This is a genomic window from Rhodobacter sp. SY28-1 (assembly GCF_005222785.1).
In the GTDB taxonomy this organism is placed as follows: domain Bacteria; phylum Pseudomonadota; class Alphaproteobacteria; order Rhodobacterales; family Rhodobacteraceae; genus Tabrizicola.
Window position 1 is genome coordinate 1 of sequence record NZ_STGH01000005.1, and the last position, 23,820, is coordinate 23,820.

24 protein-coding genes and 1 tRNA gene are annotated in these 23,820 nt (G+C 66.0%); 12 read left to right on the forward strand and 13 right to left on the reverse strand.

The genetic code is table 11. The annotated features are described in order from the left end of the window. Positions 1 to 426: 426 nt before the first annotated feature. Together msrQ and msrP are read right to left on the reverse strand one after the other, a co-directional pair. The gene (msrQ, locus tag E8M84_RS20005) at positions 427 to 1,035 is read right to left on the reverse strand and encodes a protein-methionine-sulfoxide reductase heme-binding subunit MsrQ (RefSeq protein ID WP_137113022.1); all 609 of its coding nucleotides are present in this window, start codon (positions 1,033 to 1,035) and stop codon (positions 427 to 429) included. Further along, positions 1,035 to 1,934, reverse strand: coding sequence for a protein-methionine-sulfoxide reductase catalytic subunit MsrP (gene msrP, locus E8M84_RS20010; protein ID WP_137113023.1), 900 nt, complete (start codon positions 1,932 to 1,934; stop codon positions 1,035 to 1,037). The genes msrQ and msrP overlap by 1 nt, the downstream gene beginning before the upstream one ends. A gap of 285 nt (positions 1,935 to 2,219) precedes the next feature. On the opposite strand from msrP, the gene E8M84_RS20015 reads away from it, so the two are divergent. Beyond that, a complete protein-coding gene (locus E8M84_RS20015; protein ID WP_137113024.1) occupies positions 2,220 to 2,699 on the forward strand; it encodes a fasciclin domain-containing protein in 480 nt (159 codons plus the stop codon). 64 nt (positions 2,700 to 2,763) lie between these two features. Next, positions 2,764 to 3,255: a fasciclin domain-containing protein gene (locus tag E8M84_RS20020; RefSeq protein WP_137113025.1), complete on the forward strand. Its 492-nt coding sequence runs from the start codon at positions 2,764 to 2,766 to the stop codon at positions 3,253 to 3,255. Positions 3,256 to 3,333: 78 nt separating this feature from the next. Here the strand turns inward: E8M84_RS20020 and E8M84_RS20025 are convergent, their stop codons facing one another. Beyond that, on the reverse strand, positions 3,334 to 3,864 hold the full coding sequence (locus tag E8M84_RS20025; RefSeq protein WP_137113026.1) for a pyridoxamine 5'-phosphate oxidase family protein: 531 nt from the start codon (positions 3,862 to 3,864) through the stop codon (positions 3,334 to 3,336). 205 nt (positions 3,865 to 4,069) lie between these two features. Next, on the reverse strand, positions 4,070 to 6,685 hold the full coding sequence (clpB, locus tag E8M84_RS20030) for an ATP-dependent chaperone ClpB (RefSeq protein ID WP_137113027.1): 2,616 nt from the start codon (positions 6,683 to 6,685) through the stop codon (positions 4,070 to 4,072). A gap of 295 nt (positions 6,686 to 6,980) precedes the next feature. Here clpB and E8M84_RS20035 point away from each other — a divergent pair, with 295 nt between their 5' ends. Then, positions 6,981 to 7,421, forward strand: coding sequence for a hypothetical protein (locus E8M84_RS20035; protein ID WP_137113028.1), 441 nt, complete (start codon positions 6,981 to 6,983; stop codon positions 7,419 to 7,421). Here the strand turns inward: E8M84_RS20035 and E8M84_RS20040 are convergent. The 4 genes from E8M84_RS20040 to E8M84_RS20055 form a co-directional block, all read right to left on the reverse strand. Further along, complete coding sequence (locus tag E8M84_RS20040; protein WP_137113029.1) at positions 7,418 to 8,242, reverse strand: TolB family protein; 825 nt, start codon at positions 8,240 to 8,242, stop codon at positions 7,418 to 7,420. The two genes, E8M84_RS20035 and E8M84_RS20040, sit on opposite strands and share 4 nt — an antisense overlap. Positions 8,243 to 8,360: 118 nt before the next feature. Further along, on the reverse strand, positions 8,361 to 9,134 hold the full coding sequence (locus E8M84_RS20045; RefSeq protein ID WP_137113030.1) for a hypothetical protein: 774 nt from the start codon (positions 9,132 to 9,134) through the stop codon (positions 8,361 to 8,363). A 9-nt stretch (positions 9,135 to 9,143) separates the two neighbouring features. Continuing rightward, positions 9,144 to 9,854, reverse strand: coding sequence for a copper homeostasis protein CutC (locus E8M84_RS20050; protein ID WP_137113031.1), 711 nt, complete (start codon positions 9,852 to 9,854; stop codon positions 9,144 to 9,146). Then, the gene (locus E8M84_RS20055; RefSeq protein ID WP_137113032.1) at positions 9,845 to 10,714 is read right to left on the reverse strand and encodes an ROK family protein; all 870 of its coding nucleotides are present in this window, start codon (positions 10,712 to 10,714) and stop codon (positions 9,845 to 9,847) included. The genes E8M84_RS20050 and E8M84_RS20055 overlap by 10 nt, the downstream gene beginning before the upstream one ends. Positions 10,715 to 10,802: 88 nt before the next feature. Here E8M84_RS20055 and pyrF point away from each other — a divergent pair, with 88 nt between their 5' ends. The 8 genes from pyrF (at position 10,803) to E8M84_RS20095 (ending at position 18,691) form a co-directional block, all read left to right on the forward strand. Beyond that, positions 10,803 to 11,540, forward strand: a complete 738-nt coding sequence (pyrF, locus tag E8M84_RS20060) for an orotidine-5'-phosphate decarboxylase (protein WP_137113033.1) — start codon at positions 10,803 to 10,805, stop codon at positions 11,538 to 11,540. A 71-nt stretch (positions 11,541 to 11,611) separates the two neighbouring features. After that, positions 11,612 to 12,862 carry an imelysin family protein gene (locus tag E8M84_RS20065; protein WP_137113034.1) on the forward strand — a complete coding sequence of 417 codons (1,251 nt, stop codon included), beginning with the start codon at positions 11,612 to 11,614 and terminating at the stop codon, positions 12,860 to 12,862. Positions 12,863 to 12,866: 4 nt separating this feature from the next. Next, positions 12,867 to 13,094 (forward strand): bacterioferritin-associated ferredoxin, encoded by a 228-nt coding sequence (locus E8M84_RS20070; RefSeq protein ID WP_137113035.1) that lies wholly within the window; start codon positions 12,867 to 12,869, stop codon positions 13,092 to 13,094. A 57-nt stretch (positions 13,095 to 13,151) separates the two neighbouring features. Then, positions 13,152 to 13,637 (forward strand): bacterioferritin, encoded by a 486-nt coding sequence (bfr, locus tag E8M84_RS20075; protein WP_137113036.1) that lies wholly within the window; start codon positions 13,152 to 13,154, stop codon positions 13,635 to 13,637. A gap of 151 nt (positions 13,638 to 13,788) precedes the next feature. After that, positions 13,789 to 14,805, forward strand: coding sequence for a LacI family DNA-binding transcriptional regulator (locus E8M84_RS20080; protein WP_137113037.1), 1,017 nt, complete (start codon positions 13,789 to 13,791; stop codon positions 14,803 to 14,805). A 297-nt stretch (positions 14,806 to 15,102) separates the two neighbouring features. Beyond that, positions 15,103 to 16,608, forward strand: a complete 1,506-nt coding sequence (locus tag E8M84_RS20085) for a di-heme oxidoredictase family protein (protein WP_137113038.1) — start codon at positions 15,103 to 15,105, stop codon at positions 16,606 to 16,608. Next, positions 16,608 to 17,645, forward strand: coding sequence for an imelysin family protein (locus E8M84_RS20090; RefSeq protein WP_137113039.1), 1,038 nt, complete (start codon positions 16,608 to 16,610; stop codon positions 17,643 to 17,645). The genes E8M84_RS20085 and E8M84_RS20090 overlap by 1 nt, the downstream gene beginning before the upstream one ends. Beyond that, the gene (locus E8M84_RS20095) at positions 17,642 to 18,691 is read left to right on the forward strand and encodes a DUF1513 domain-containing protein (RefSeq protein ID WP_137113040.1); all 1,050 of its coding nucleotides are present in this window, start codon (positions 17,642 to 17,644) and stop codon (positions 18,689 to 18,691) included. The genes E8M84_RS20090 and E8M84_RS20095 overlap by 4 nt, the downstream gene beginning before the upstream one ends. 244 nt (positions 18,692 to 18,935) lie before the next feature. On the opposite strand, the gene mtaB is transcribed toward E8M84_RS20095, so the two are convergent. After that, positions 18,936 to 20,198 carry a tRNA (N(6)-L-threonylcarbamoyladenosine(37)-C(2))-methylthiotransferase MtaB gene (mtaB, locus tag E8M84_RS20100; RefSeq protein WP_137113041.1) on the reverse strand — a complete coding sequence of 421 codons (1,263 nt, stop codon included), beginning with the start codon at positions 20,196 to 20,198 and terminating at the stop codon, positions 18,936 to 18,938. Next, entirely contained in the window at positions 20,195 to 21,034 is an 840-nt protein-coding gene (dapF, locus tag E8M84_RS20105) for a diaminopimelate epimerase (RefSeq protein WP_137113042.1), read from the reverse strand. The genes mtaB and dapF overlap by 4 nt, the downstream gene beginning before the upstream one ends. Before the next feature lie 95 nt (positions 21,035 to 21,129). Between dapF and E8M84_RS20110 the strand changes: the two genes are divergently transcribed. Beyond that, positions 21,130 to 21,205, forward strand: a tRNA-Lys gene (locus E8M84_RS20110). A gap of 94 nt (positions 21,206 to 21,299) precedes the next feature. Here the strand turns inward: E8M84_RS20110 and E8M84_RS20115 are convergent. From E8M84_RS20115 to E8M84_RS20125, 3 genes are read right to left on the reverse strand one after another with little or no spacing between them, the layout of a single operon-like run. Beyond that, positions 21,300 to 22,025, reverse strand: a complete 726-nt coding sequence (locus E8M84_RS20115) for an MBL fold metallo-hydrolase (RefSeq protein ID WP_137113043.1) — start codon at positions 22,023 to 22,025, stop codon at positions 21,300 to 21,302. Continuing rightward, positions 22,022 to 23,020: an ABC transporter ATP-binding protein gene (locus tag E8M84_RS21900; RefSeq protein WP_137113044.1), complete on the reverse strand. Its 999-nt coding sequence runs from the start codon at positions 23,018 to 23,020 to the stop codon at positions 22,022 to 22,024. The genes E8M84_RS20115 and E8M84_RS21900 overlap by 4 nt, the downstream gene beginning before the upstream one ends. Then, positions 23,017 to 23,787 carry an ABC transporter permease gene (locus E8M84_RS20125; protein ID WP_137113045.1) on the reverse strand — a complete coding sequence of 257 codons (771 nt, stop codon included), beginning with the start codon at positions 23,785 to 23,787 and terminating at the stop codon, positions 23,017 to 23,019. Before E8M84_RS20125 ends, E8M84_RS21900 begins: the two co-directional genes overlap by 4 nt. Between the last annotated feature and the right edge of the window lie 33 nt (positions 23,788 to 23,820).

The following is a 23,820-nucleotide window of genomic DNA, read 5'->3' on the forward strand; positions in this document are numbered from 1 at the left end:
CTAGATCATCGGGCACCATCTCTCGATAGACACCCTACTAGGCCGATATGCTGCGATTACGACGCCGATGCGCCCAAACCGCCCGCATATCCCTTCATCTTCCATCAATGTCAAAGAGCCATCGTCAGACAAAAAACGTGCGATCCGCCAACTTCTTGGCGTATCCCTTCGCGCCTTGCCTTCAGATTTTCCGAACTTTCGCTTCCGTTCCCGTCCGCTTCCGTCCGTCACCGTCGCTGTTCCGCTTCGGTGAGGGGGTGTTTACGGATGGGGCGCGGAACCCGCAAGAGCAAAAAACACCTCTGTCGTAAAATTTTTGCAGTTATCCGAAAACGCCGCAAAATCTGGTGGTTGGCGCAAGAAACCCCACTACGGATGCGGCATTGCGGCAATTTTCTTGCGGATGCAGCATCCACTGACCCGGGGTCAGGCCGCGGCTGGACGCCGCAAACCTCCCCTCGGGATCAAGCGCACCGCCAGAAGGCCCAGCGTCAGGCCCAGATAGACCAGAACTTCCGTAGTCCAGACCTTCGACAACAGCGCCAGATGCACCGCCCCGGCCAGAATCGCCACATAGGCCAGCTTGTGCAGCCGATTCCATGCCGCCGCGCCCAGCCGACGGATCGCGCCGTTCCACGAGGTCGCCGCCAGGGGAATCATCACCAGGAAACCGATCATGCCGACGATCACGAAGGGCCGCTTCGTCAGGTCGGCCAGCATCTCGCCCCAGCGCAGGCCCATGTCCAGCCAGACCCAGGCCACCAGATGCAGCGTGACGTATATAAAGGACAGCAAACCCAGCGCCCGCCGGAACCGCAGCAGGTTCAGCCCCACCCGCCGCAGCGGCGTGATCGCCAGCGAGGCCAGCAGGAACTGTAGCCCGCGTTCGCCCAGGCCCCGCTCGATCGCCTTCACCGGGTCCGGGCCCAGTCCGCCGAAGATCGCGCCCCAGACCAGAAACCCCAGTGGCACCAGCCCCAGAAGATAAACCACCCAGGTCGGAACCTTTCGGGCCAGCGCGTTCACCCGGTCCATCAATAGTCCTTCGCCAGATCCTGCCCCGCGTACATCGACGCCACCTCGGCCTCATAGCCGTTGAACATCAGCGTGTCCTGCCGCCCGCCGAACAGGCCCGAACCGATCCGGCGTTCGGACGCCTGGCTCCAGCGCGGATGGTCCACCTTGGGGTTCACGTTGGAATAGAAGCCGTACTCGTTCGGCTGCAGCATGTTCCAAGTCGTCTGCGGCATCGCGTCGACCAGGCTGATCTTCACGATGCTCTTGATCGACTTGAACCCGTATTTCCACGGCACCACCAGCCGGATCGGCGCGCCGTTCTGCTTGGGCATCGGCTCGCCATACAACCCCGTCGCCAGGATCGTCAGCGGATGCATCGCCTCGTCCAGGCGCAACCCCTCACGATAGGGCCACTCAATGAAGGGCGAGGCCACGCCGGGCATCTCCTCGGGGCGGACCAGAGTCTCGAAGGCCACGAACTTCGCGGACGGCTGCACGCCAACCCGGTTCAACAGACCGGCGAGTTCAAACCCGATCCAGGGTATGACCATCGACCAGGCCTCGACGCAGCGGAACCGGTAGATGCGTTCCTCCAGCGGCTGGCCCTGCATCACGTCCGCCAGATCATAGGTTCCGGGCTTGTCGACCAGCCCGTCGATCACGATCGACCAGGGATCCACCGTCAGCCCTCCGGCATATGCCGCCGGATCGCCCTTGCCGGTGCCGAACTCGTAAAAGTTGTTGTAGCTGGTGATGTCTTCCAGGCTGTTCGGCTCTTCCGTGGTGGAATAGGTGCTGGGCGCAGCCTCGATCCGGGCCAGCGCGGGGGTCGCCGTCAGGGCCGCAGCCCCGGCAAGCAACTGACGGCGGTTCAGCCACAGGGGCTTGGGCGTCACATCGGACCAATGCAGTTTCATCGCAACCTTCCTCTGGATGCCGTTCAACATGCGCCATACTGCATGAATCGCAATGAAATGCGCGTCACGTGTGCGCCAAGGCCCTGAAACATTGCGTCAATCCGGTCACGTCGTCTGAACTTTGCTCACATAGGGTTTACTGGAAATCGAAAGACCCGGTGGCTTAGTGCGGCCGCCCTTTCCGTCAAGCGTGGATCACGCGATTTTAGGTCTGATCCATTGTCGCATCCCACCCCTATCACCTTTGCCAATGACGGCACACCGATCATAACGGGAGTGACACCAATGATCCGCAGAACTTTCCTGGCTCTGACCGCCGCCACCGCCTTTGCGATGCCTGCCTTCGCGCAGGACAAAGACATCGTCGACACCGCTGTCGCGGCCGGTTCGTTCAACACCCTCGCCGCCGCGCTGACGGCCGCGGGCCTGGTCGAGACGCTGAAGGGCGAAGGCCCGTTCACCGTCTTCGCGCCGACTGACGCCGCCTTCGCCGCGCTGCCCGCTGGCACCGTCGAGGACCTGCTGAAGCCCGAGAACAAGGACAAGCTGACCGCGATCCTCACCTACCACGTTGTCCCGGGCAAGGTCATGTCGACCGACCTGACCGAAGGCATGACCGCCGCCACCGTGCAGGGCGCGAACGTGACCATCACCCTCGACGGCGGGCCGAAAGTGAACGGCGCCGTGATCTCGGGGCCGGACGTTGCCGCCTCGAACGGCGTGATCCACGTCATCGACTCGGTCATCCTGCCGCCGGAAGGCTAAGGAACCAAGGCAAGGGGGCGCAATTCGCGCCCCCTTTTCCTTTCATCCAACAGGGACAATCAACATGAACCGCCGCTCTCTCTTCCGCCTCGCCGGGGCCGTTTCGCTCGCCAGCCTTATCGCCGCCTGCGTGCCTGCCGAAACCGAACCCGATATCGTCGACATCGCCTCCTCGAATGAAGATTTCTCGACCCTCGTCGCTGCCGTCAGCGCCGCCGGCCTGGTCGACACGCTGAAGGGCGATGGCCCCTTCACCGTCTTCGCCCCCACCAACGCGGCTTTCGCCGCTCTGCCTGCGGGAACGGTCGAGAATCTGCTCAAGCCGGAAAACAAGGACCAGCTTATCAAGATCCTGACCTACCATGTCGTTCCGGGCGAAGTGACCTCGGACCAGCTGGCGGGCAAGCGCATGGACGTCGCCACCGTGCAGGGCCAGACCGTCCACATCGACGGCCGCAATGACGTCAAGGTCAACAAGTCGCGGGTGACCACGGCGGACATCATGGCCTCGAACGGGGTGATCCATGTCATCGACAGGGTCCTCCTGCCGAAGTGATCCCGGCGCACCCTGACAGGACGAAGGGCCCCTGCACGGACAGTGCAGGGGCCCTTTGCTTTCAGACGCTCGGCAGTGTCAGAGATCGACCTCGCCGCGCGCACCAAGATCCGGCGACCGGCCCTTCACCGCCGCCGACACGATGCTTGCAATCCCGCCCAGCAGGCCCGGACCGTCCCAGACATCGGCATGGCCCGGATCGATTTCCAGCACGACGACGTCATGCGCCTCGGGACCATCCGGCCAGAACAGCTGCGCACCGGGGTTCCACAGGTCCTTCACCAGACCCTTGTCCGGGTTGACGCGCGCCTTGCCTTGCAATGCAACGTGGTCGCCCCGCCCCTGATAGGACAGGAAGACCGAGCCATCGACGCGGATGTCCTTGGCAGCGGCCGAATCTGTCTCGGTCAGGATGTAGATAAGGCCCTTTTCGGGCGTGGGGATCGTCGACATTGGCCGCCCGCGCAGGCCATCCGACCAGCGGGTCACCAGCATGGCGATGTCGATGGCGGTGATGATCTCCCAGACGCGGTCGGCCGAGACGGGCTCTCCCACGGGGTCGGACGGCGTCGGGTTCGGGGTATCCATGTGATCGCTGACAAGGGTCATGGGGCTGTCCTTGGGTCATGGGGCGGATCGGGTCCGCGGTTGCAGGGTTCAAACGCCCCGCCCGGCCAGCCGGTTCCATGTCGTGGAAAGACTTGCGCCGCCCGGATCAGGGGCGGCGCAAGGTGCAGATAGGGTTAACCGTCCATGACTCGGCGGGGCCAAGCCGTTGAAAAACCTGGCCCCGCGATTCTGTCCACGCCGGACGTCAGTGGACGACCGCCGACTGCGGCCGCTCACGCCGACTTTGCACGACCCGGTCGCCGATGATAAGGCCCTCCGCCCCGGTCGTGACCTTGATGACCGACCCGTCCAGGATGTCCCCGGCCAGCAGCATCTCGGCCAGCGGGTCCTGCAGCTGCCGCTGGATCACCCGCTTTAGGGGCCGCGCGCCGAAGACCGGATCATAGCCTTCGTCGGCCAGCCAGGCCTTGGCCGTCGCATCCAGATCCAGCGTGATCTTCCGCGCTGCCAGACGGGCCTCCAGCCGCTCCAGCTGGATATCGACGATCCCGCTCATATCCGCCCGGTTCAGCCGGTCGAAGATGATCTGCTCGTCCAGTCGGTTCAGGAACTCGGGCCGGAAGTGCTGGCGAACGGCCTCCATCACCTCTGCCTTCGCCCCGCTGGCATCCACGCCTTCCGGCAACTCCGACAGCGCCCGCGCCCCGAGGTTCGAGGTCAGGATGATCAGCGTCTGCTTGAAGTCCACCGTCCGGCCCTGGCCATCGGTCAACCGCCCGTCGTCCAGCACTTGCAACAGCACGTTGAACACGTCCGGATGCGCCTTCTCGACCTCGTCGAACAGCACGACCTGATAGGGCCGCCGCCGCACAGCCTCAGTCAGCACCCCGCCCTCGTCATAACCGACATAGCCGGGCGGCGCCCCGATCAGACGCGAGACGGAATGCTTCTCCATGAACTCCGACATGTCGATGCGGACCATCGCCTGGTCGTCGTCGAACAGATACGCCGCCAGCGCCTTGGTCAGTTCCGTCTTGCCGACGCCGGTGGGCCCCAGGAACAGGAACGACCCCAGCGGCCGGTTCTCGTCCGACAGCCCGGCACGCGACCGGCGGACCGCACGGCTGACGGCTTCCACCGCCGCCCGCTGCCCCACGACGCGCTTCCCAAGCTCCTCTTCCATCTTGAGAAGCTTCTCCTTCTCGCCTTCCAGCATCTTCGTGGTCGGGATGCCGGTCCAGCGTTCCACAACCTCGGCAATCTGCTCCGGCCGGACCGCTTCCGCAACCAAGGCCTGCCCTTCCTTGGCTTCCGCCTCGGCCAGTTCCTTTTCCAGCTGCGGGATGCGGCCATACTGCAGCTCACCCGCCTTGGCGAAGTTGCCCTCGCGCTTGGCCTGTTCCAATTCGGCCCTTGCGTGGTCCAGCTGTTCTTTCAGCGTCCGCGCCGCCTCCAGCGAGGCGCGCTCGTTCTGCCACTTCGCCGTCAGTTCCGCCGATTTCTGCTGCAGATCGGCCAACTCGCGTTCCAGCTTCTCCAGCCGATCCTTCGACGCCGCGTCGTCTTCCTTCTTCAAGGCCTCGGCCTCGATCTGGAACTGCAGCACCTGCCGGTCCAGCGCGTCCAGCTCCTCGGGCTTCGAATCCACCTCCATCCGCAGACGGCTGGCGGCTTCGTCCATCAGGTCGATGGCCTTGTCCGGCAGGAACCGGTCGGTGATGTACCGATGCGACAAGGTTGCCGCCGCCACCAACGCGGCGTCGGTGATCCGCACCCCGTGGTGCAGCTCATACTTCTCCTTGATGCCCCGGAGGATCGAGATCGAATCCTCGACCGTCGGCTCCTCGACAAACACCGGCTGGAAGCGACGGGCCAAGGCCGCGTCCTTCTCCACATGCTTGCGGTATTCATCCAGCGTCGTGGCACCAACGCAGTGCAGTTCACCGCGAGCCAAGGCCGGCTTGATGAGGTTCGCCGCATCCATCGCGCCTTCGGATTTGCCCGCGCCGACCAGCGTATGCATCTCGTCGATGAACAGGATAATCTCGCCCGAGGCCGCCTCGATCTCTTTCAGGATCGCCTTAAGCCGCTCCTCGAACTCGCCGCGATACTTCGCGCCCGCGATCAGGGAGCCCATGTCCAGCGCCATCAGCTTCTTGTTCTTCAGGCTCTCCGGCACGTCGCCATTGACGATGCGCAGGGCAAGACCCTCGGCAATCGCGGTCTTGCCCACCCCCGGCTCGCCGATCAGCACCGGGTTGTTCTTGGTCCGGCGGGAGAGCACCTGCATCGCGCGGCGAATCTCTTCGTCCCGGCCGATGATCGGGTCGATCTTCCCGTCCCGCGCCGCCTCGGTCAGGTCGCGGGCGTATTTCTTCAGCGCCTCCATCGTATCTTCGCTGGAAGCCGAATCCGCCGTCCGACCCTTGCGAACCTCGTTGATCGCCGTGTTCAGCCCCTGGGCCGTCACCGCCCCCGCCGTCAGCGCATCCTTGGCCCGCGTGTTGACCAGGGCCAGTGCGGTCAGCAGACGCTCCACTGGAACGAACGAGTCCCCGGCCTTCTTCGCCACCGCCTCCGCCTCGTCCAGCACCCGGACAAGCTGAGGATCGACATAGGTCTGCGCATCGCCGCCCGTGACCTTGGGCAGCTTGGCAATCGCCGCATTCACCGCAGCGTTGACCTGTTCGGGCGACCCACCCGCCTTGCGGATCAGGTTCGCCGCCAGGCCCTGGTCATCATCCATCAAAGCCTTCAGCAGATGGTCGGGCAGCACGCGCTGGTGGCTTTCCCGCATCGCGATGGTCTGGGCGGCCTGAAGGAAACCGCGCGACCGTTCCGTGAATTTCTCCAAATTCATCGGTCATTCTCCTCATGTGAAGCGCCCTGCCTGCAGTGCCCGGTTCTCCAGCACACCCCGTGAAGGCCTTGCCATTCATCTGGGCAGACCCCGAAAACTTTGCAATCCCCGCTTGCGCAAAAACCACAGCCCCGGAAAACCTGTCGCAGGCTTGGCCTGTCGGCCTTTCCTTGCCGATCCCGCTTCGGGTCATCGGCGGTATCGGGCCTGCCCCGCCGCCACGGCTCAACCTTCCCTTGCACAGGGCGACCCGGCCTCCCCATCCTTGTGGCTTCCGAACGAAAGGCCCAAGCCCATGAGCGACGCCAAACTCCCCCTGATCCACAAGGCCCCTGTCGAGGGACTGGAAATCCACGTCGCCCGCACCGGCCTTGCCATCGGCGACAGCGCCCGGCTGGACCGGTTGTCAGACGGTCGCATCGGCGTCTTCGCACGGCTGCGGAAGCCGATCCTCGGCCTGATCCCCCATCACCGCGAGGGCCTTGTCGGCCATCTTGGCCCGGTGGCCGAGGAGATCATTTCGCCCAGCCTCGCCCATGGCGACGACCTGCGGGTAAGGATCATCGACCTGACGCCGGAGCATCTGGCCAACGGCTACCCGCCCGAAGTCTACATCTCGGTCTGGGGCGACCCGCGCCACCTGCAGCCGATCCTCGCCGCCGTGGACCTGCCGCAGCCAGTACCCGAACCGAAGGCCCGGACGCCGAAGGGCCTCAGCGGGTTGCGCCCGGCCTAGGGCTCGTACCGGACATAGGCAAAGGCGCTGCTGTCGGGCGCCCAGCACGGCACGTTGATCGACCCCTGCCCCCCGGTGAACTCCCGCACCCGCCTACGGTTGCCGCCCTCGGGGTCGCACAGCACCAGCGCCACCTGCAGATCGGCCGGATGCCCCGTGGTCCTCGAAGGATAGGCGAGGTAGAGAAGCCGCTTCCCGTCCGGCGAAGGATGCGGGAACCAGTTGACGAACCCGTCCTCGAACAGCTGCCGCTGCCCTGCCCCATTCGCCGCCATCACCCAGATCTGGGCATGACCCGTCCGGTCGCAGTTGTAATAGATGCGGCTGCCGTCCGGGCTGAAATCCGGCCCGTCGCAATGCCCCTCGCCATGGGTCAGCCGCTTCTCCTCAGCTCCCGGCACCAAAGTATAGACGTCGATCACCCGGCTCCCGCCCCGCGCTGCGACATAGGTCAGGGTCCGCCCATCCGGCGAAATGCCGTGCCACCAGCTCGGGCTTTCCGGCGACACCTTCACTGGCTCGCCGCCCTGGACCGGCATCAGATAGACTTGGCTTCCGGCCCCTTCGTGATGCGAGGACAGGATGATCAATGCCCCATCCGGGCTGATCCCGTGGTCGTTGTTGCACTTGACCGCAGCACCCGAAGGCACCGGCACCAGCACGGGCTTGTCGAGCGGCACCCGGAACAACAACCCGTCGCCGTTAACCAGCAACCAGTCCCCGGACGGAGCCCAGTTCGGCGCCTCGATCCGCCCCTCGACCGCCAGCACCTCACGCACCCGGCCCGTCGCAATTTCGTAGATCTCGATGATGCTGCGCATGGCCCAACCCCTCCAACTCGATTCAAATTCTCTTTGCCCATGTCGCAAATACTCCGGGTGCGTCCGCGATTGCGCCATCGGTTCAAGAAACCGTGGACGTGGGGGCAGGACCTGGGCGCTACCCCCGGTCCTTGGCGACCAGCAGCTTCTTCGGCCGCAAAGCCTCGGCCGCCTTGAAGAGCGAAAACGTCTGGTTGACGTAATTGACCACGCCCGAGACCTTTTCCAGATAGGCCTGCAACTCTGCCGTCCGCTCGGCCTCCACCACCTGCACGGACCGCGCGGGGTCCATCCCCTCGAACTGCACATAGAACAACGGCTCGCCCCGGCGCAGGATCAGGTCCTTCTGCGGCTCATGCCACTCGAACGCCCACATCAACGGGCGCGGCCAGATCGAGATCGGGAACCGCCCGCCAAAGATCGTGCCGGGCAGGGGATCGGGCCGGTAATGCGCAAAGGCCGACAGCTGGCTCATGTAGACCATCTCGTCGGCGATGAAATAATACGGCAGGTGCAGCTGCACCGTGGGCCGGTCGGGAAAGCGCCACTCTGCCTCGCTGACCAAGGTCAGCACCTCGTTCAGCTTGGACGACCGGATGGGCGAGGCCGCCCCAGCCTTGTTCACCAGCACCGCCTTGCCCTTTTCATCGCGCTGAAACCCGATGTGCAGGTCGAATGGGCATTTCACCATGAAATACCGGCTTTCCAGCTGGATCACCGCCGGGCAACGGCTGGCCGATTTGGCATGCGCCTTGTTCGGCGGGCGGATCATCACCCGCTCGGGGGGGTCATACATCACCGCACCCTTGTCGGCGGCCAGGAACCAGCCGACCGTCAGCGGGCCCGCCTCCGGCCCATCCTCGGGGCGTTCGAAACTCAGGGTGATGTCCATCTCCCGCTCCTATTCCAGGGCCCGTCGCAAGGCCCGCACCGCATCTGCATCGGTCTGCCGCATCACTTGCGGCGCAAAGCCCATTTCCACCACCCGACCGCCAAGTGGGGTTGCCGCCGAACATGACGCGTGAATCTCGGTGATGCCAAGCCCCTTCAACATCGCGGCATTCTTCGGGCCGACCCCCGATCCCGGCATCACCGTGATCCGCCCCGCTGCCTGGGCGACCAGCGCCGCGATCCGCGCTGCCCCGGCCTCTGCCGTGGTTTCGCCTCCCGATGTCAGGATGCGCTGGAACCCCAGCCTCACCGCCTCTTCCAGCGCCTCGCTCATGTCGGGGGTCAGGTCGATGCAACGGTGCAGAACCAGTTCCATGCCATGTGCCGCCGCCGCCAGTTGCCGCAGCACCGGCACGTCCAGCCGTCCGTCGGGCAGCGAGGCGCCCAGCACCACCCCCGCCAACCCGGCCGCCCGGACAGCCGCAATCTCTGCCTCCATCATCGCGACTTCGACCTCGGACCAGACGAAATCCCCCGCCCGTGGCCGGATCATCGCCGCCACTGGCACCCCGCAGCCCGCCGCCAGAGCCATCAACCCGGCCGAGGGTGTGAGCCCGCCCACCGCCAAAGCCGCGCACAATTCGATCCGGTCTGCCCCGCCTGCCACGGCCTGGGCCAGTCCTTCCGCCGTGTCGACGCAGACCTCCAGCGTCACGCCCATGCCGCAACCCCTGCCATCGCCGCGCCCAGCAACCCCGCATCCGCCCCACATTCCGCCGGGACCAGCAGCGGGCTGCGGGTCTTGCGCAGGATGCGGACCCGCACCGCCTCGTCCAGATAGGCCACCAGCCCCGGCGCGCGGGACAGGCCGCCGCCCACCGGCACCACCTCCGCGCCCACCACGTTCACCACCATCGCCAGTGGCCCCGCGACCAGGTCGCGCCACAGCGCCATCGTCTCGCCCGCCTCGGCCTCGCCCGCCATCCAGCCCGCGATGATCGCTTCCGACCCCAGAAGTTCCGCTGTCCGCTTGCGGTGCAGCCGCTCCAGCCCGCGCGCAGAGCCCACGGTGTCCACGCACCCCACCTGACCGCAGCCACACTGGAAGGCGAACTCACCCCGGATCACCGGGCCATGCCCCCATTCCCCGGCATAGCCGCCCGCGCCGGTGACGACCTGTCCGTCGCGCACCAGCCCGCCGCCGACGCCCGAGCCAAGGATCACCCCGAACACCGAGTGATGCCCCCGCCCCGCGCCCTGCATGGCTTCGGCCAGCGCAAAACAGTCGGCGTCGTTCAGCACCAGCACCGGCAGGCCGGTTGCCGCTTCCAGCGCAGGGGCCAGCGACAGACCGTCAATCGCCGGAATGTTCGCTACCTTGCCCACGCCCGTCGCCGGATCGACCACCCCGGCGATGGAAATCGCAATCCCCGTTTCCTTTCCCGTGACGAAACCCGCGATGGCCGTCTGGAAGGCCGTCCTGTCGCCAAGGGGTGTCGGCACCTCCCCAAGTGGCCGCAACGTGCCGTCCCACAGCGCCGCCTTGATCCGGCTGCCGCCGATGTCGAATGCCAGGATCATCACGTCCCCGTCCCGCCCCTTTTCCGCCAGTCTTGACAGCCCTTCCCCGCCCCGTCAAACCGCCGCCTGTCCCGGACAGGAGCCCCCGATGCCCGCAGATGACCGCCTGATCGTCGCCCTCGACGTCCCGAACGTGGTGCAGGGTCTCGACCTCGTCGCCCGGATCGGTGACGCCGCCAGCTTCTACAAGATCGGCCTCGGCATGCTGACCGGCGGGGGGCTGGCGCTGGCCAACGAGCTGAAGCACGAACAGGGCAAGCGCATCTTCCTGGACATGAAGCTGTTCGACATCGGCGCCACGATCGAGGCCGCCGTCCGGGGCCTTGCGCAATACGACCTCGACTTCCTGACCGTCCACGGCGACCCGCAGGTCGTGAGCGCCGCCGCAACCGGCAAAGGCGCGACGGACCTCAAGATCCTTGCCGTCACCATCCTCACCTCGCTTGACCGCGCCGATCTGGACGCCAACCTCATCAGGCCCGGCGACATCCACGACATCACCCTTGAACGCGCCGCCCGCGCCCTGCAAGCCGGGGCCGATGGCGTCATCGCCAGCCCGCAAGAGGCCGCGATGATCCGCGCCCTCCCCGAGGCAGCAGGCAAACTCATCGTCACCCCCGGTGTCCGCCCGTCCGGCAGCGCCACCGGCGACCAGAAGCGCATCGCCACCCCGCACCAGGCCATCGCCGACGGGGCCGATCACATCGTCGTCGGCCGTCCTGTCTGGCAAGCCAAGGACCCGGCCGCCGCCGCCCGCGCGATCATTGCCGAACTTCCAGCAGCGCACGAAGACCGCGGTCACAACACGCTGCGAAAAGCCAAGTAAAAGAATCAGCCTTTACAAAGGCGACCAATTTAGTCAGACAATCTGGAAATCCTGACTGAAAAGGTTTCCCGATGCGCTTCCTTGCCGCCCTGGCCCTGTCGACCGCCCTGACCGCTCCGGCCATCGCCGCCACGCCCGAGGAGGTCACCAAGACCTACGCCGACCTCGCACTTGCGGGCTACCAGGACAGCCTGACCACCGCCCAGGCCTTGCAAGTCGCCGTCGCGGCGCTGATCGCGACCCCGTCCGACGATACCCTGCGGGCCGCCCGCACCGCCTGGATTGCCGCCCGCGTCCCCTATCAGCAGACCGAGGCCTTCCGCTTCGGCAACGCCATCGTCGACGACTGGGAGGGTCGGGTGAACGCCTGGCCGCTGGACGAAGGCCTGATCGACTATGTCTCGGCCGATTACGGCAACGAGGAGAACGCGCTGGCCACCCTGAACGTCATCGCCACCCCGACCTTCACCCTGTCGGGCAGCGAGATCGACGCCACCACGATCACCCCCGCCCTGATTGCCGAGACCCTGCACGAAGCTGACGGCATCGAAGCGAACGTGGCTTCCGGCTACCACGCCATCGAGTTCCTGCTCTGGGGGCAGGACCTGAACGGCACCGGCCCGGGGGCTGGCGCGCGGCCCTACACCGACTACCTGTCGGGTGAGGGCTGCACCGGCGGCAATTGTGACCGCCGCGCCGCCTATTTGCAGGCAGCGACCGACCTTCTGGTCGCAGACCTGCAGGAAATGACCGCCAACTGGAACGAAGGCGGAGCCGCACGCGCCGCTGTCACCGCCGATCCGCAGGCGGGGCTCCTGGCGATGCTGACCGGGATGGGCAGCCTGTCCTATGGCGAGCTTGGCGGTGAGCGGATGAAGCTTGGCCTGATGCTGAACGACCCCGAGGAAGAGCATGACTGCTTTTCCGACAACACCCACAACAGCCATTACTACGATGGCCTTGGCATCCGGAACGTCTATCTGGGCAGCTACACCCGGGTCGATGGCAGCACCGTCGCAGGCCCATCGCTGGCGGACTTGGTCGCTGCCGCCGACCCCGCAGTCGACACCCAGCTTAAGGCCGAGCTTGGCGCCTCGGTCGCGGCCCTTCAGGCGGTCAAGGACGCCGGGGACAACGGCAAGACCTTCGACACCCTCATTGCCCCCGGCAATACCGAAGGCGAGGCGCTGGTCATGGCCGCGGTCAACGCATTGGTGACCCAGACCGCTTCGATTGACCGGGCCGTTACCGCGCTTGGCCTGTCGAAGGTCGACTTCGAAGGCTCAGACAGCCTCGACAACCCCAACGCGGTTTTCCAGTGAAATCATGATCGTCTGCCACTGCCAGTCCATCTCTGACCACGACATCCGCGCGGCGGTGGCCTGGATGCGCGCCGCCGATCCGCAAACGCTGATTACCCCCGGGAAGGTCTACCGCGCGCTTGGCAAACGGGCCGATTGCGGGGGGTGCATGCCCCTGTTTCTTGATACGCTGCGGCAGGTACCGGCCTTCCGAATCCCCGCTTCGCCCGATCCGGTCCGCAAGGTCGGCTAAGGGAACCGCCCCCCGCACCTGGCCGTTGATTCGGCCCAAGGCACGAAAGGAACCGACATGAAGGGTGATGCAAAAGTCATCGACTACCTCAACGCAGCGCTGCGGTCCGAACTGACCGCCGTCAGCCAGTACTGGCTGCATTACCGGCTGCAGGAAGACTGGGGGGTCGGCCACCTTGCCGACAAGTCCCGGGCCGAGTCGATCGAGGAGATGCATCACGCCGACAAGCTGATCGCACGGATCATCTTCCTGGAAGGCCATCCGAACCTGCAGAAGCTCGACTCGCTGCGGATCGGCCAGACGGTGCGCGAGACGCTGGAGGCAGACCTTGCCGCCGAGCATGACGCACGCACCCTCTACATCGAGGCCCGCAAGCATTGCGATCAGGTCGGCGATTTCGTGACTCGCGCGCTGTTCGACGACCTTCTCGCCGACGAGGAAGGTCACATCGACTTTCTCGAAACCCAGCTGGGCCTGTTCGACACGCTGGGTGCCGACAAGTACAGCCTTCTGAACGCCAAGCCCGCCAGCAAGGCCGAGTGATCCAGCTCCGGTCCGGATCCTCTGCAAGTTCCCGCCCCGATCCCGCGGGTCGGGAACTTCTTCATTTATCCAGGGCGCCTTTGACCATATAGTCAAATCCTTCAGGTCGGCGCGACATCCGGTTCGCATCGACACTTGAAGGGCGACCAGGATGGGCGGAAGGGATCCGAAAGCTGCGTCACCGCGACCGACGCTGAAGACCATCGCCGACCTTTGCGGTCTGGGGGTGCCCTCGGTCAGCCGTGCGCTGAACGATTCGCCCGAGATCGGCGAGGAAACCAAGCGCCGGGTTCGCCAGATCGCCGAGGAAGTGGGGTATGTCCCCGACCGTGCCGGCTTGCGCCTGCGCACCGGGCGCACCTTCACCATCAGCCTCGTCTTCCGCATCTCGCCCGACGACCAGATGAGCCGGTTGATCCCTTCGATTGCGCGGGCGCTGCTGTCGACAGGCTTCCAGATCACCATCACTCCCGCCCTGTCGCATGAGGACGGGCTGCAGGCGATTCGGCAGGTGGTCGAAGGGCGCATGGCCGATGCGGTGATCTTCAATGAAACCCTGATCGACGACCCGCGCACCGCCTATCTGCTGGATCGCCGCTTTCCCTTCGCCACGCACGGGCGCAGCAGGCTTTCGCATCTGCACCCGTACTACGATTTCGACAACGGCGCCTTTGCCGAGCAGGCGGCGCAGCTTCTGCAGCACCGGGGGCGTCGGGGGCTGACGCTGTTTGGCCCGCCACATGACCGATACTACGGCCTCGACACGTTCCAGAAGGCGGCCGAAGCGGCCCGCGCGCTGGACCTGAACTTCGAGGAAATCGGCGAGGCGACAATCAGCAGCTCGCTTGAGGGCCTGCAGGCCGCCGCACGGCGCCATGTGGCCGCACGACCGGCCTGCGACGGCTTTGTCTGCTCGTCCGACATGGCCGCGCTTGCCGTGACCTCGGCCATGACCGAGGCGGGTCGCGTGATCGGCAGGGATTTCGACGTAATCGTCAAGGGTTCGCGCCGCCTTCTTGGGATGGTGAACCCCGGTATCATCGTGATCGATGAGGACACCCAGCGCGGGGCCGATTTCCTGGCCCGGGCGGTTTTGCAGGCGGTCCGCACCCCGGACCTGCCGCCCCTGCAAGACGTCGAGCAGCCGGACTTCTCGGGATTTCTGTAAGCCCGCGCCTGACTGGTCCGGCCGCAATCGCAGCCGGACCAGGGTGCAGGGATCAACCTGGAAACTCACCACGCGCACCGCACAGGCCTTCATGTTTGCAGTTTGGCGCGGAAAGGCGCAATCGTTTTCGTGAGCCCGATCAAAACCTTGACCTGCACCCTAGGACAAAGCCGCAAAGCCCTCCCTGTGCCCGCGCCCGCCGTGCTGCGTCGATTGGTCGTCCGACACCACGCCCGTCATTTTCCGATTGAAACAGTCAACATTGCAGGAGTATGACTCCGTCAACCGGAGTCAGCCATGCGTCTCGCCCTTCTCCTTGTCCTTGCTGCCGCGCCCGCCTTCGCCCAGGCCCTGGACGACCGCCACCTGCCCGTAATCCCCCGCACGCCCGAAGACCAGGCCAAGATCGACACCGTCCTCGCCCCGCCCACCGACTTCTCCAAACCTGAACCCTTCGAGGCCAAATCCGCCGGGGCCGCCACCGTCCGCGCCATCGCCACCGCCGACGCCTTCTCGCAGCACTCCGCCAACATGCCCTTCAACCGCGAGATGGACTTCAAGCTGGGCAATGCGCTGTTCCGCAAGACCTGGGTCGCCGCCCCAGCCTCCACCAAGGCCTCCGACGGCCTTGGCCCTCTCTACAACGCGCGCGCCTGCCAGGACTGCCACCTGAAGGACGGCCGCGGCCACACGCCCCCCGATGCCGACGCCTCCCGCGTGTCGATGTTCCTCCGCCTCTCCGTCCCCGGCGGCCCCTCGCCCGAGGGCATCGCCGACTGGATCGCCACCCAGCCCGATCCCACCTACGGCGGCCAGCTCCAGGACCTCGCCGCCCCCGGCCATGCCGCCGAGGGCCGGATGAACATCACCTGGACCGAGACCCCCGTCACCCTTCCCGACGGCACCACCGTCTCCCTCCGCGCCCCTGCCTACAGCCTCAATGACCCCGCCTACGGCCCCCCCAGCGACGGCCTTATGCTCTCCCCCCGTGTCGCCCCCCAGATGATCGGCCTCGGCCTGCTGGAGGCGATCCCCACCGCCGACATCCTTGCCCTTGCCGACGAGGACGATGCCAACGGCGACGGCATCTCCGGTCGCCCGCAGATTGTCCCTTCCGTCGAGTTCGGCACCCCCATGTTGGGTCGCTTCGGCCTCAAGGCCGGCGCCCCCACCGTCCGCGAACAATCCGCCGGGGCTTTCGCGGGAGATATGGGCTTGTCCACCCCACTCCACCCGGACCCCTGGGGCGATTGCACCACCGGCCAGGCCGCTTGCCGCGACGCCCCGCACGGGCAAGAGCCCGGCACCCGCGACGGTCTGGAGGTCGACGGCCCAAGCCTTGACCTTGTCAGCTTCTATTCCCGCAATCTCGGCGTGCCCGAACGGCGCAACATCGACGACCCCCAGGTCCTGCGCGGCAAGGAGCTGTTCCACAGCCTGAACTGCACCGGCTGCCACACGCCAAAACACGTCACTCACCGACTCGACGGCCAGCCGGAGCAGAGCTTCCAGCTGATCTGGCCCTACACCGACCTGCTCCTGCACGACATGGGGCCGGGCCTTGCCGACAACCGCCCCGAGGGCCGCGCCACGGGCAGCGAATGGAAGACCCCTCCCCTCTGGGGCATCGGCCTGACCGCCCAGGTCTCAGGCCACACCGAATACCTGCATGACGGCCGCGCCCGCAGCCTCCTGGAGGCGATCCTCTGGCACGGTGGCGAGGCGCAATCCCAACGCGACGCCGTCGCCGCCATGTCCACCGAAGACCGCGAGGCCCTCCTCGCCTTCCTGGGAAGCCTCTGATGACCGCGCACCCGACCAAACGGAACTCTGCCCTCCACCCCGCCTCCCCTCCCCCTGCCGGGGCAAGCGCCAGGGAGGGGGGCCACCTGCCCAAGATACTCTCGACGCTCGTGGCGCTCCTCACGGCTCCCGCTACCGCCGACACCGCCTCCGTCGTGCAGGACCACAGCCGACCCGGCTTCGCCGCCTTTGCCGAGGCCGCCCAGTCCCTCGCCGCCATTGAAAGCTGCGACCCCGCCGCCCTCCGCCCCGCGTTCAACGCTACCTTTGACGCCTGGATGCAGGTCGCCCACCTCACACTCGGCCCCGCCGAGGAAGACGGACGCGGCCTTGCCGTCCTGTTCTGGCCCGACCCGAAAGGCTCTGGCTGGAAAGCGCAGCGCGCGCTTCTCGACTCCCCCCCGACGGCTGAAGACATGGCCCAGCACTCCGTTGCCGCCCGCGGCCTGCCAGCCCTCGAACGCCTGCTCTACCCGATCGAGACGCTGGCAACCGACCCCTGCCCGCTGATCCGAGTCACCGCCGACGACCTCGCCACCACTGCCACTGCGCTCAACGCCGCCTGGGGCCCCTACGGCGACCTTCTCCTCACCGCGGGACAGCCCGGTAACACCCGTTTCCTGAAGCCCGAAGAGGCCACCCAGGCCCTGTTCACCCAACTCGCCACCGGGCTTGAGGCTTTGGCAGACCGCCGCATCGGCCGCCCCTTGGGCACCTTCGATAAGCCGCGCCCCGACCTGGCCGAGGCCCATGCCTCTGCCCGCTCAGTCCGCAACATCGCCCTGTCGCTTGCCGCGCTGCGGGACCTTGCACTCACCCTCGACCCCGACAGCCCCAAAACTCTGGCCGCATTCGACCATGCCATCGCGCTGGCCGAAGGCCTGGACCCCGACATCGACCGCATCACCGACCCGCAAGGCTGGCTGAAGCTGGAAATCCTGCAGCAGGCTGTCCGCAGCACCCGCGATACCGTCGTGGCCGAGCTTGGCCCGGCCCTTGGCGTGGAACTCGGCTTCAACTCGCAGGACGGGGACTGATGCAGCGCCGGACGTTTCTGGCCAGTCTGGCCGCAAGCCTCGCCCCGCGCCTGACCTGGGCCGATGTCGGCGCCCCCGCCTTCCTTGCTGCCGGAAAGCGGGGAGAGGAGTTCTTCCTCCATGGCCTCACCACCACTGGCACCAGCCTCTTCCGCATCCCTCTCCCGGGACGCGGCCACGCTGCCGCCGCCCATCCCATGCGGGCCGAGGCCGTGGCCTTTGCCCGTCGCCCCGGCACTTTCGCGCTGGTGATCGACTGCGCCAGAGGAGCGATCCGCCACCGGCTGACCCCGCCCGAAGGGATGCAGTTCAACGGGCACGGCGCATATTCCGCGGACGGCAGCCTGCTGATGACCTCCGAGGTCGTGGCCGAAACCTCCGAAGGCCGCGTCGGCCTGTGGGACACCGCGCGCTACTCCCGACTTACCGACTGGCCCAGCCACGGCATCGGCCCCCATGAAATCAAGCGCCTGCAAGATGGCCGCCTGGCCGTGGCGAACGGCGGCATCCGGACTGACCCTGTCGACCGGACCAAGCTCAACATCCCCGACATGCGACCCAATCTGACGCTGCTGGCCGAAGACGGTACCCTACTCGACCAGATCGAACTTCCCGACCTGCACCAGAATTCTATCCGCCACCTCGCGCTGTCGGGCGACCGGATCGCCTTCGCCATGCAATGGGAAGGCGACCCGGCCGAGCCCGTCCCGCAACTCGGCCTCTGGACCCCCGGCTCCGCCCCGATCCTCTGCACGCCGCCCGAGGCGCAGGCCTTCACGATGCAGGGCTATGCAGGGTCCGTCGCCGCAACAGGCGACCGCTTCCTCATCACCTCACCCAAGGGCGGCGCGCTGATGCTGTTCGACGCGGGCGGAGCGCACATTGCCACTCATCACCGCCCCGACCTTTGCGGCGCGGCGACCGCAGGCGCTGGCTTCACCGTCACGGACGGTCAGGGCGCGGTCTGGTCCGCCAGCGACGATGGCCTCACCTCGCTTGCCACCGATAAAACCCAATGGGACAACCACCTCGTCGCGCTTGGCTGACCTGCATCGAAACCTTTGGTCTTTCCCTTCGACAAGTATCCTCTGGGGGTTTGGGGGGCGAAGCGCCCCCATTGCCCGAGGAGGAGGCGAAGGCCGGCGACGAGACAAAAGGTGTTCGCGCGTCAGCGCTCAATTGGAAAACCGCCCCAATCCGCGCAGAATTCAGAGATTAAGAAACCCCTAACGCCCGCGACCAAGTCATTGCTTTCATTGTCATTCTTGGTTTTGTCCACCGTGGACACTCTCACGCCAGAAGCCGCGTTCCATCCTGCCCGGTGACCCGAACCTCCAGGATCGCCCCCTCGGGCTGGTCCGCCGCGAAGGCCACCTCGGCGAAGCCTTCCGTCCGCCCGACCCGCGCTCCTTCGGTCAGCACCCGGTGGACCCGGCCCACTTGCGCCGCCAGATGCTCCCTCAGAACCCGGTCCCCCAAGGCCCGCAGCCGCGCCGCGCGTTCCTTGATTTCCGGCCCCCGGACCTGCGGCATCCGCGCCGCCGGGGTCCCCTTGCGGGGGCTGAACGGGAAGACGTGCAGGAAGGTCAGCCCACAGTCCTCGACCAAGTCCAGCGACCGCTGGAACATCGCCTCCGTTTCGGTCGGAAACCCCGCGATGATGTCGGCCCCGAAGACCATCTCCGGCCGCGACGCCCGGACTTCCTCACAGAACCGGATCGCATCATCCCGCAGATGGCGACGCTTCATCCGTTTCAGGATTAGGTCATCCCCCGCCTGCAGCGACAGGTGCAGGTGGGGCATCAACCGCGCCTGCGTCGCAATCGCCTCGATCAGCGCCGGGTCGGCCTCGATGGAATCGATGGACGATATCCGCAGCCGGGGCACGCTGGTCAGCTTCAAGATCCGCCGCACCAGATCGCCCAAGCGCGGCTCCCCCGGCAGGTCCGCGCCCCATGAGGTCAGGTCCACCCCGGTCAGCACGACCTCGTTGAACCCGCGCTCCACCAGCCGGTTGATCTGCTCGACCACCACCCCCGCCGGGACCGAGCGGGAATTCCCCCGGCCGTAAGGAATGATACAAAACGTGCAGCGGTGGTCGCAGCCGTTCTGGACCTGCACATAGGCCCGGTGCCGCCCAAACCCGTCGATCAGGTGCCCCGCCGTTTCGCGGACCGACATGATGTCGTCGACATGAACCTTCTCGGTCACTCCGATCAGGTCCGGGGCCGCAATGCCCTGCCAGGTCTCGGCTTGCATCTTCTCGTGGTTGCCCACGACCCGGGCGACCTCGGGCATCGCCGCGAAGGTCTCGGGTTCTGTCTGCGCCGCGCAGCCGGTCACGATGATCGCCGCGCACGGATTTTCCCGCGAGAGCCGCCGGATCTCCTGCTTGGCTTTGCGCACCGCCTCGCCCGTCACGGCGCAGGTGTTGACGATCACCGCACCCGACAGGCCGGCCGCCGCGGCAAGCTCTTTCATTGCCTCGGTCTCGTAGGCGTTCAGGCGACAACCCAGCGTCGCAAAGACCGGGGGTTTCTGCACAACGTTCATCTGTGCGCCGCGAGATAGTCGGGTGTCAGAATCCCGTCAAAGACCCGCGCCACAGGGCCAGTCAGCCAGACGCCGTCCTCACGCCAGTCGACTTCCAGCACCCCGCCGTCAACTTCCAGCGCGACCCGAGGCCCGATCATTCCCCGCAGATGTGCCGCCACCGCCGTGGCGCAAGCCCCAGAGCCGCAGGCGAGCGTGATGCCCGTTCCGCGTTCCCAGACACGCATCCGCATCCGGCAGGGCGAGAGAAGGGACGCGAACTCCACGTTCGTGCGCTGGGGAAACAGGGGGTCATGTTCGATCTGCTGCCCGAGTGTCGCCAGATCCAATGCCTCGGCATCCGGCACGAAATGCACGCAGTGCGGATTGCCCATCCCGATGGCCACAGGATCGCCGGGCAGAGGCAGATGCAGATGGTCAACCTCGCGCGCAAGAGGGATCGACTGCCAGGTCAGCTGCGGCAGGCCCATGTTGACCCAGATGCGCCCATCCGCTGCCCGCTCTGCCCGCAGGCCGCCGCGCGCCGTCACCAATGAGACCTGGTCCAAACCCAGATCCTGCATCACATAGTCCGAGACACAGCGGGTCGCGTTGCCGCATGCCCCGGCCTGCGATCCGTCGCTGTTCCAGAAGGTCAGCGCGAAATCGGCGTCCGTGGAACTGGTGATCTCGGCCAACTGGTCAAATCCAACGCCGCGATTCCGGTCGCCCAGCGCCTGCGCCAGGCCAGCCGTCATCACCGGCCCGCGCCCGCGCGAGTCGATCACCACGAAATCATTGCCCGCGCCGTGCATTTTCATGAACGGAAGGCCGGTTTGCGCCTGGGTATCCATCATCGGAAGGCATATACGCCCCTGACCCAAGATTTGCCAGTACCACACGTTTTTGCCCTTGACCCCCGCCTGCGGCTTGCCTAATCAGCCGCCTCGTGGGGCCGGTAGCTCAGTTGGTAGAGCAGCTGACTTTTAATCAGCGGGTCACAGGTTCGAATCCTGTCCGGCTCACCACAATTCCGTCAAATGCAGACGCAGGCACAAGCAGCCCTCCGGGCTGGATTTGACTTATCGGTGCGCCAAGCCGGGTTCGGCACGACAGGCGGCGCTACCGACCTTTCGCGCGCAGCCAATCCTCGATGATCTCGCGATGGCGCGCGCCCGAATAGCTTGGAAAGTGCCCGCCATGGACAACCCGCACCGGAAGACGCAAGAGCCGTTCCATCGACACGATGTACTGCCAGCGTTCCAGATCGCTGGTGCCCTCGATCAACTCACCATCGTAAACGATATCCCCGGAAAACAGGATTCCCGTCGCGGCCTCCCATAGCGCGATGCCACCGGGGGAATGGCCCGGGGTGTGGATCACCTCGAACTGCCGATCGCCAAGGTCGATGATGTCGGCATCCCAGAGGAGACGGCTCACCGGCGCGGCGTGGACGGTGTAGGTCTCGGATTGGTAAGGCTCGGGTGGCAGGGTGGTGAAGATGTCATCGGTGACGTATTTGTCGGCGAAGGTGTTTTCGCGCGTGGGAGCGCGGAGGAGATGCGCTTCGGCAGCGTGACAAAGGCGGCAGGGGAATTCGTGGTGCAGACCGACATGGTCAAAATGGGTGTGGCTTGCCACAGCCTGCAGCGGGCGTTCGGTCACCAGCGGTACCTGGTCGCGCAGGCTGACCACGCCCATGCCGCTGTCGACCAGCATGTCGGTGTCGCGGCCCCGGACATGCCAGACGTTGCAACGGTAGAATTCGCGGATGTGCGGCTCGTCGATATGGGTGACGCCGTCGCCCACGCTGCGGACACGCCACCAGTCTTCGGGCTTTGCTCTCATTCGGTCAGCACCACCCAGGTTTCGGCTCCAAGATCCAGCACCCCGCCATGCTCTACCGATTGAGACTGCGGCAGATGCACAATCAAGCGCAAGTCCGTGGCTGCCAGGGGCGAGACGTGCACGCGGATGTGGGCGCCGAAGAACGCTGCATCTTCTACCTTGCACGGGCCGATGCGAAGCGCCCCGGCCGGGGTGATCGCCTCGGGCCGGATGCAGAGCGTGCCGTCCGGGACATCGACCGGTCCAAAGGGCGCGCGCCCCCCGGCGACCGGAATGCGGTTGATCTCACCCATGAAGCCTGCGGTGAAAAGGGTTTTCGGCTGCAGGTAGACCTCACGCGGCGGGCCAACATGTTCGATGTGGCCTGCGTTCATCACCACGATTCGGTCGGCGATGGCCATGGCTTCCTCCTGGTCATGGGTGACATGCACGAAAGTCGTCCCGACCCGGCGCTGGATCGCCTTCAACTCGTCCTGCATCTGGCGGCGAAGCTTGAGGTCCAGCGCACCCAATGGTTCGTCGAGGAGAAGGACATCGGGTTCGACGGCAAGCGCACGGGCCAAGGCGACACGTTGGCGCTGACCGCCGGAAAGCTCATGCGGACGGCGGTCGCCCCGGCCTTCAAGGCCCACGAGTGCCAGCATCTGGTCGGCCTTCGCAGCGCGCTTGCCGCGATCAATCCCTCGCATCCGCAGCCCGAAGGCCACGTTGTCGCGCAGCGACATGTGGGGGAATAGGGCATAGTCCTGAAACACGGTTGTCGTAGGCCGGTCCTTCGGCGCGACGCCCGCCATGTCGCGGCCCCCGATCAGGATCGCGCCCTCCGTCGGTTCGGTGAACCCGCCGATCAGGTTCAGAAGCGTGGTCTTCCCACAGCCCGAGGGGCCGAGGAGGACGACGAACTCGCCCGCCTCGATCTCCAGGCTGACCCGGTCCAGCGCGGTGGCCTGCCCGTAGCGTTGTGAGACGGCTTGGATCGACACAGCGGCGGTCATGGGCGTTTCCGGAAGACGGTGAGTTCAAGGAGGATGACGAGGGTGACCGAAACGAGGAAGACCAGCGAGCCCACGGCATTGGTGGCGGGCGAGAGGCCGGATTTCAGCATCGACCAGATTTCCACGGGCAGGGTGACGTCGAAGCGGGTGAGGAGGAAGGCGATGATGAACTCGTCCCAGGAGAAGGTGACGGACAGGAAGAAGGCAGCGGCAAGGGGGACGGCGAGCATCGGCGCGGAGATGAGGGTCACCACCTTCCATTCGGGCGCGCCAAGATCGCGGGCGGCGCGTTCGGCGGATCGCTGGTGGTCGCCCATGGCGGCGTAGGTGATGGCAAAGCAGAGCGGGAGGTTGACGACGACATGGCCAATGCCTGCGGTGAGAAGCGAGAGGCGGAGGCCAGTCAGGTTGAAGAGGTTCAGCAGACCAAGCGCGACAATCAGGTAGCTGACGGTCATGGGCGCGATGAGCACGCCACGCATCAGGGCCGACCCGGGGAGGCGGACCCGCGCCAGCGCATGGGCGGCGAGGAAGCCGAGAATCAGCGCGACAAGCGAGGAGACGACGGCGACGAGGAGCGAGTTCAGGAGGGCCGCCGTCAGGTCGTCATTCCCCAGCACCTTGGCATACCAGTCCAGCGTCACGCCCTTGAAGGGCGGTACCGGCAGTCGCCCGTCCTGAAAGCTGAAGGCGACCAACACGGCGACGGGGAGGAAGACGAAGGCATAGGCGACGGCAAGGTATGCCCAGGAAAGAGTGCGTATCATCCGGATGGCCTCCCCGTGCGCCGTCGGCTTCTC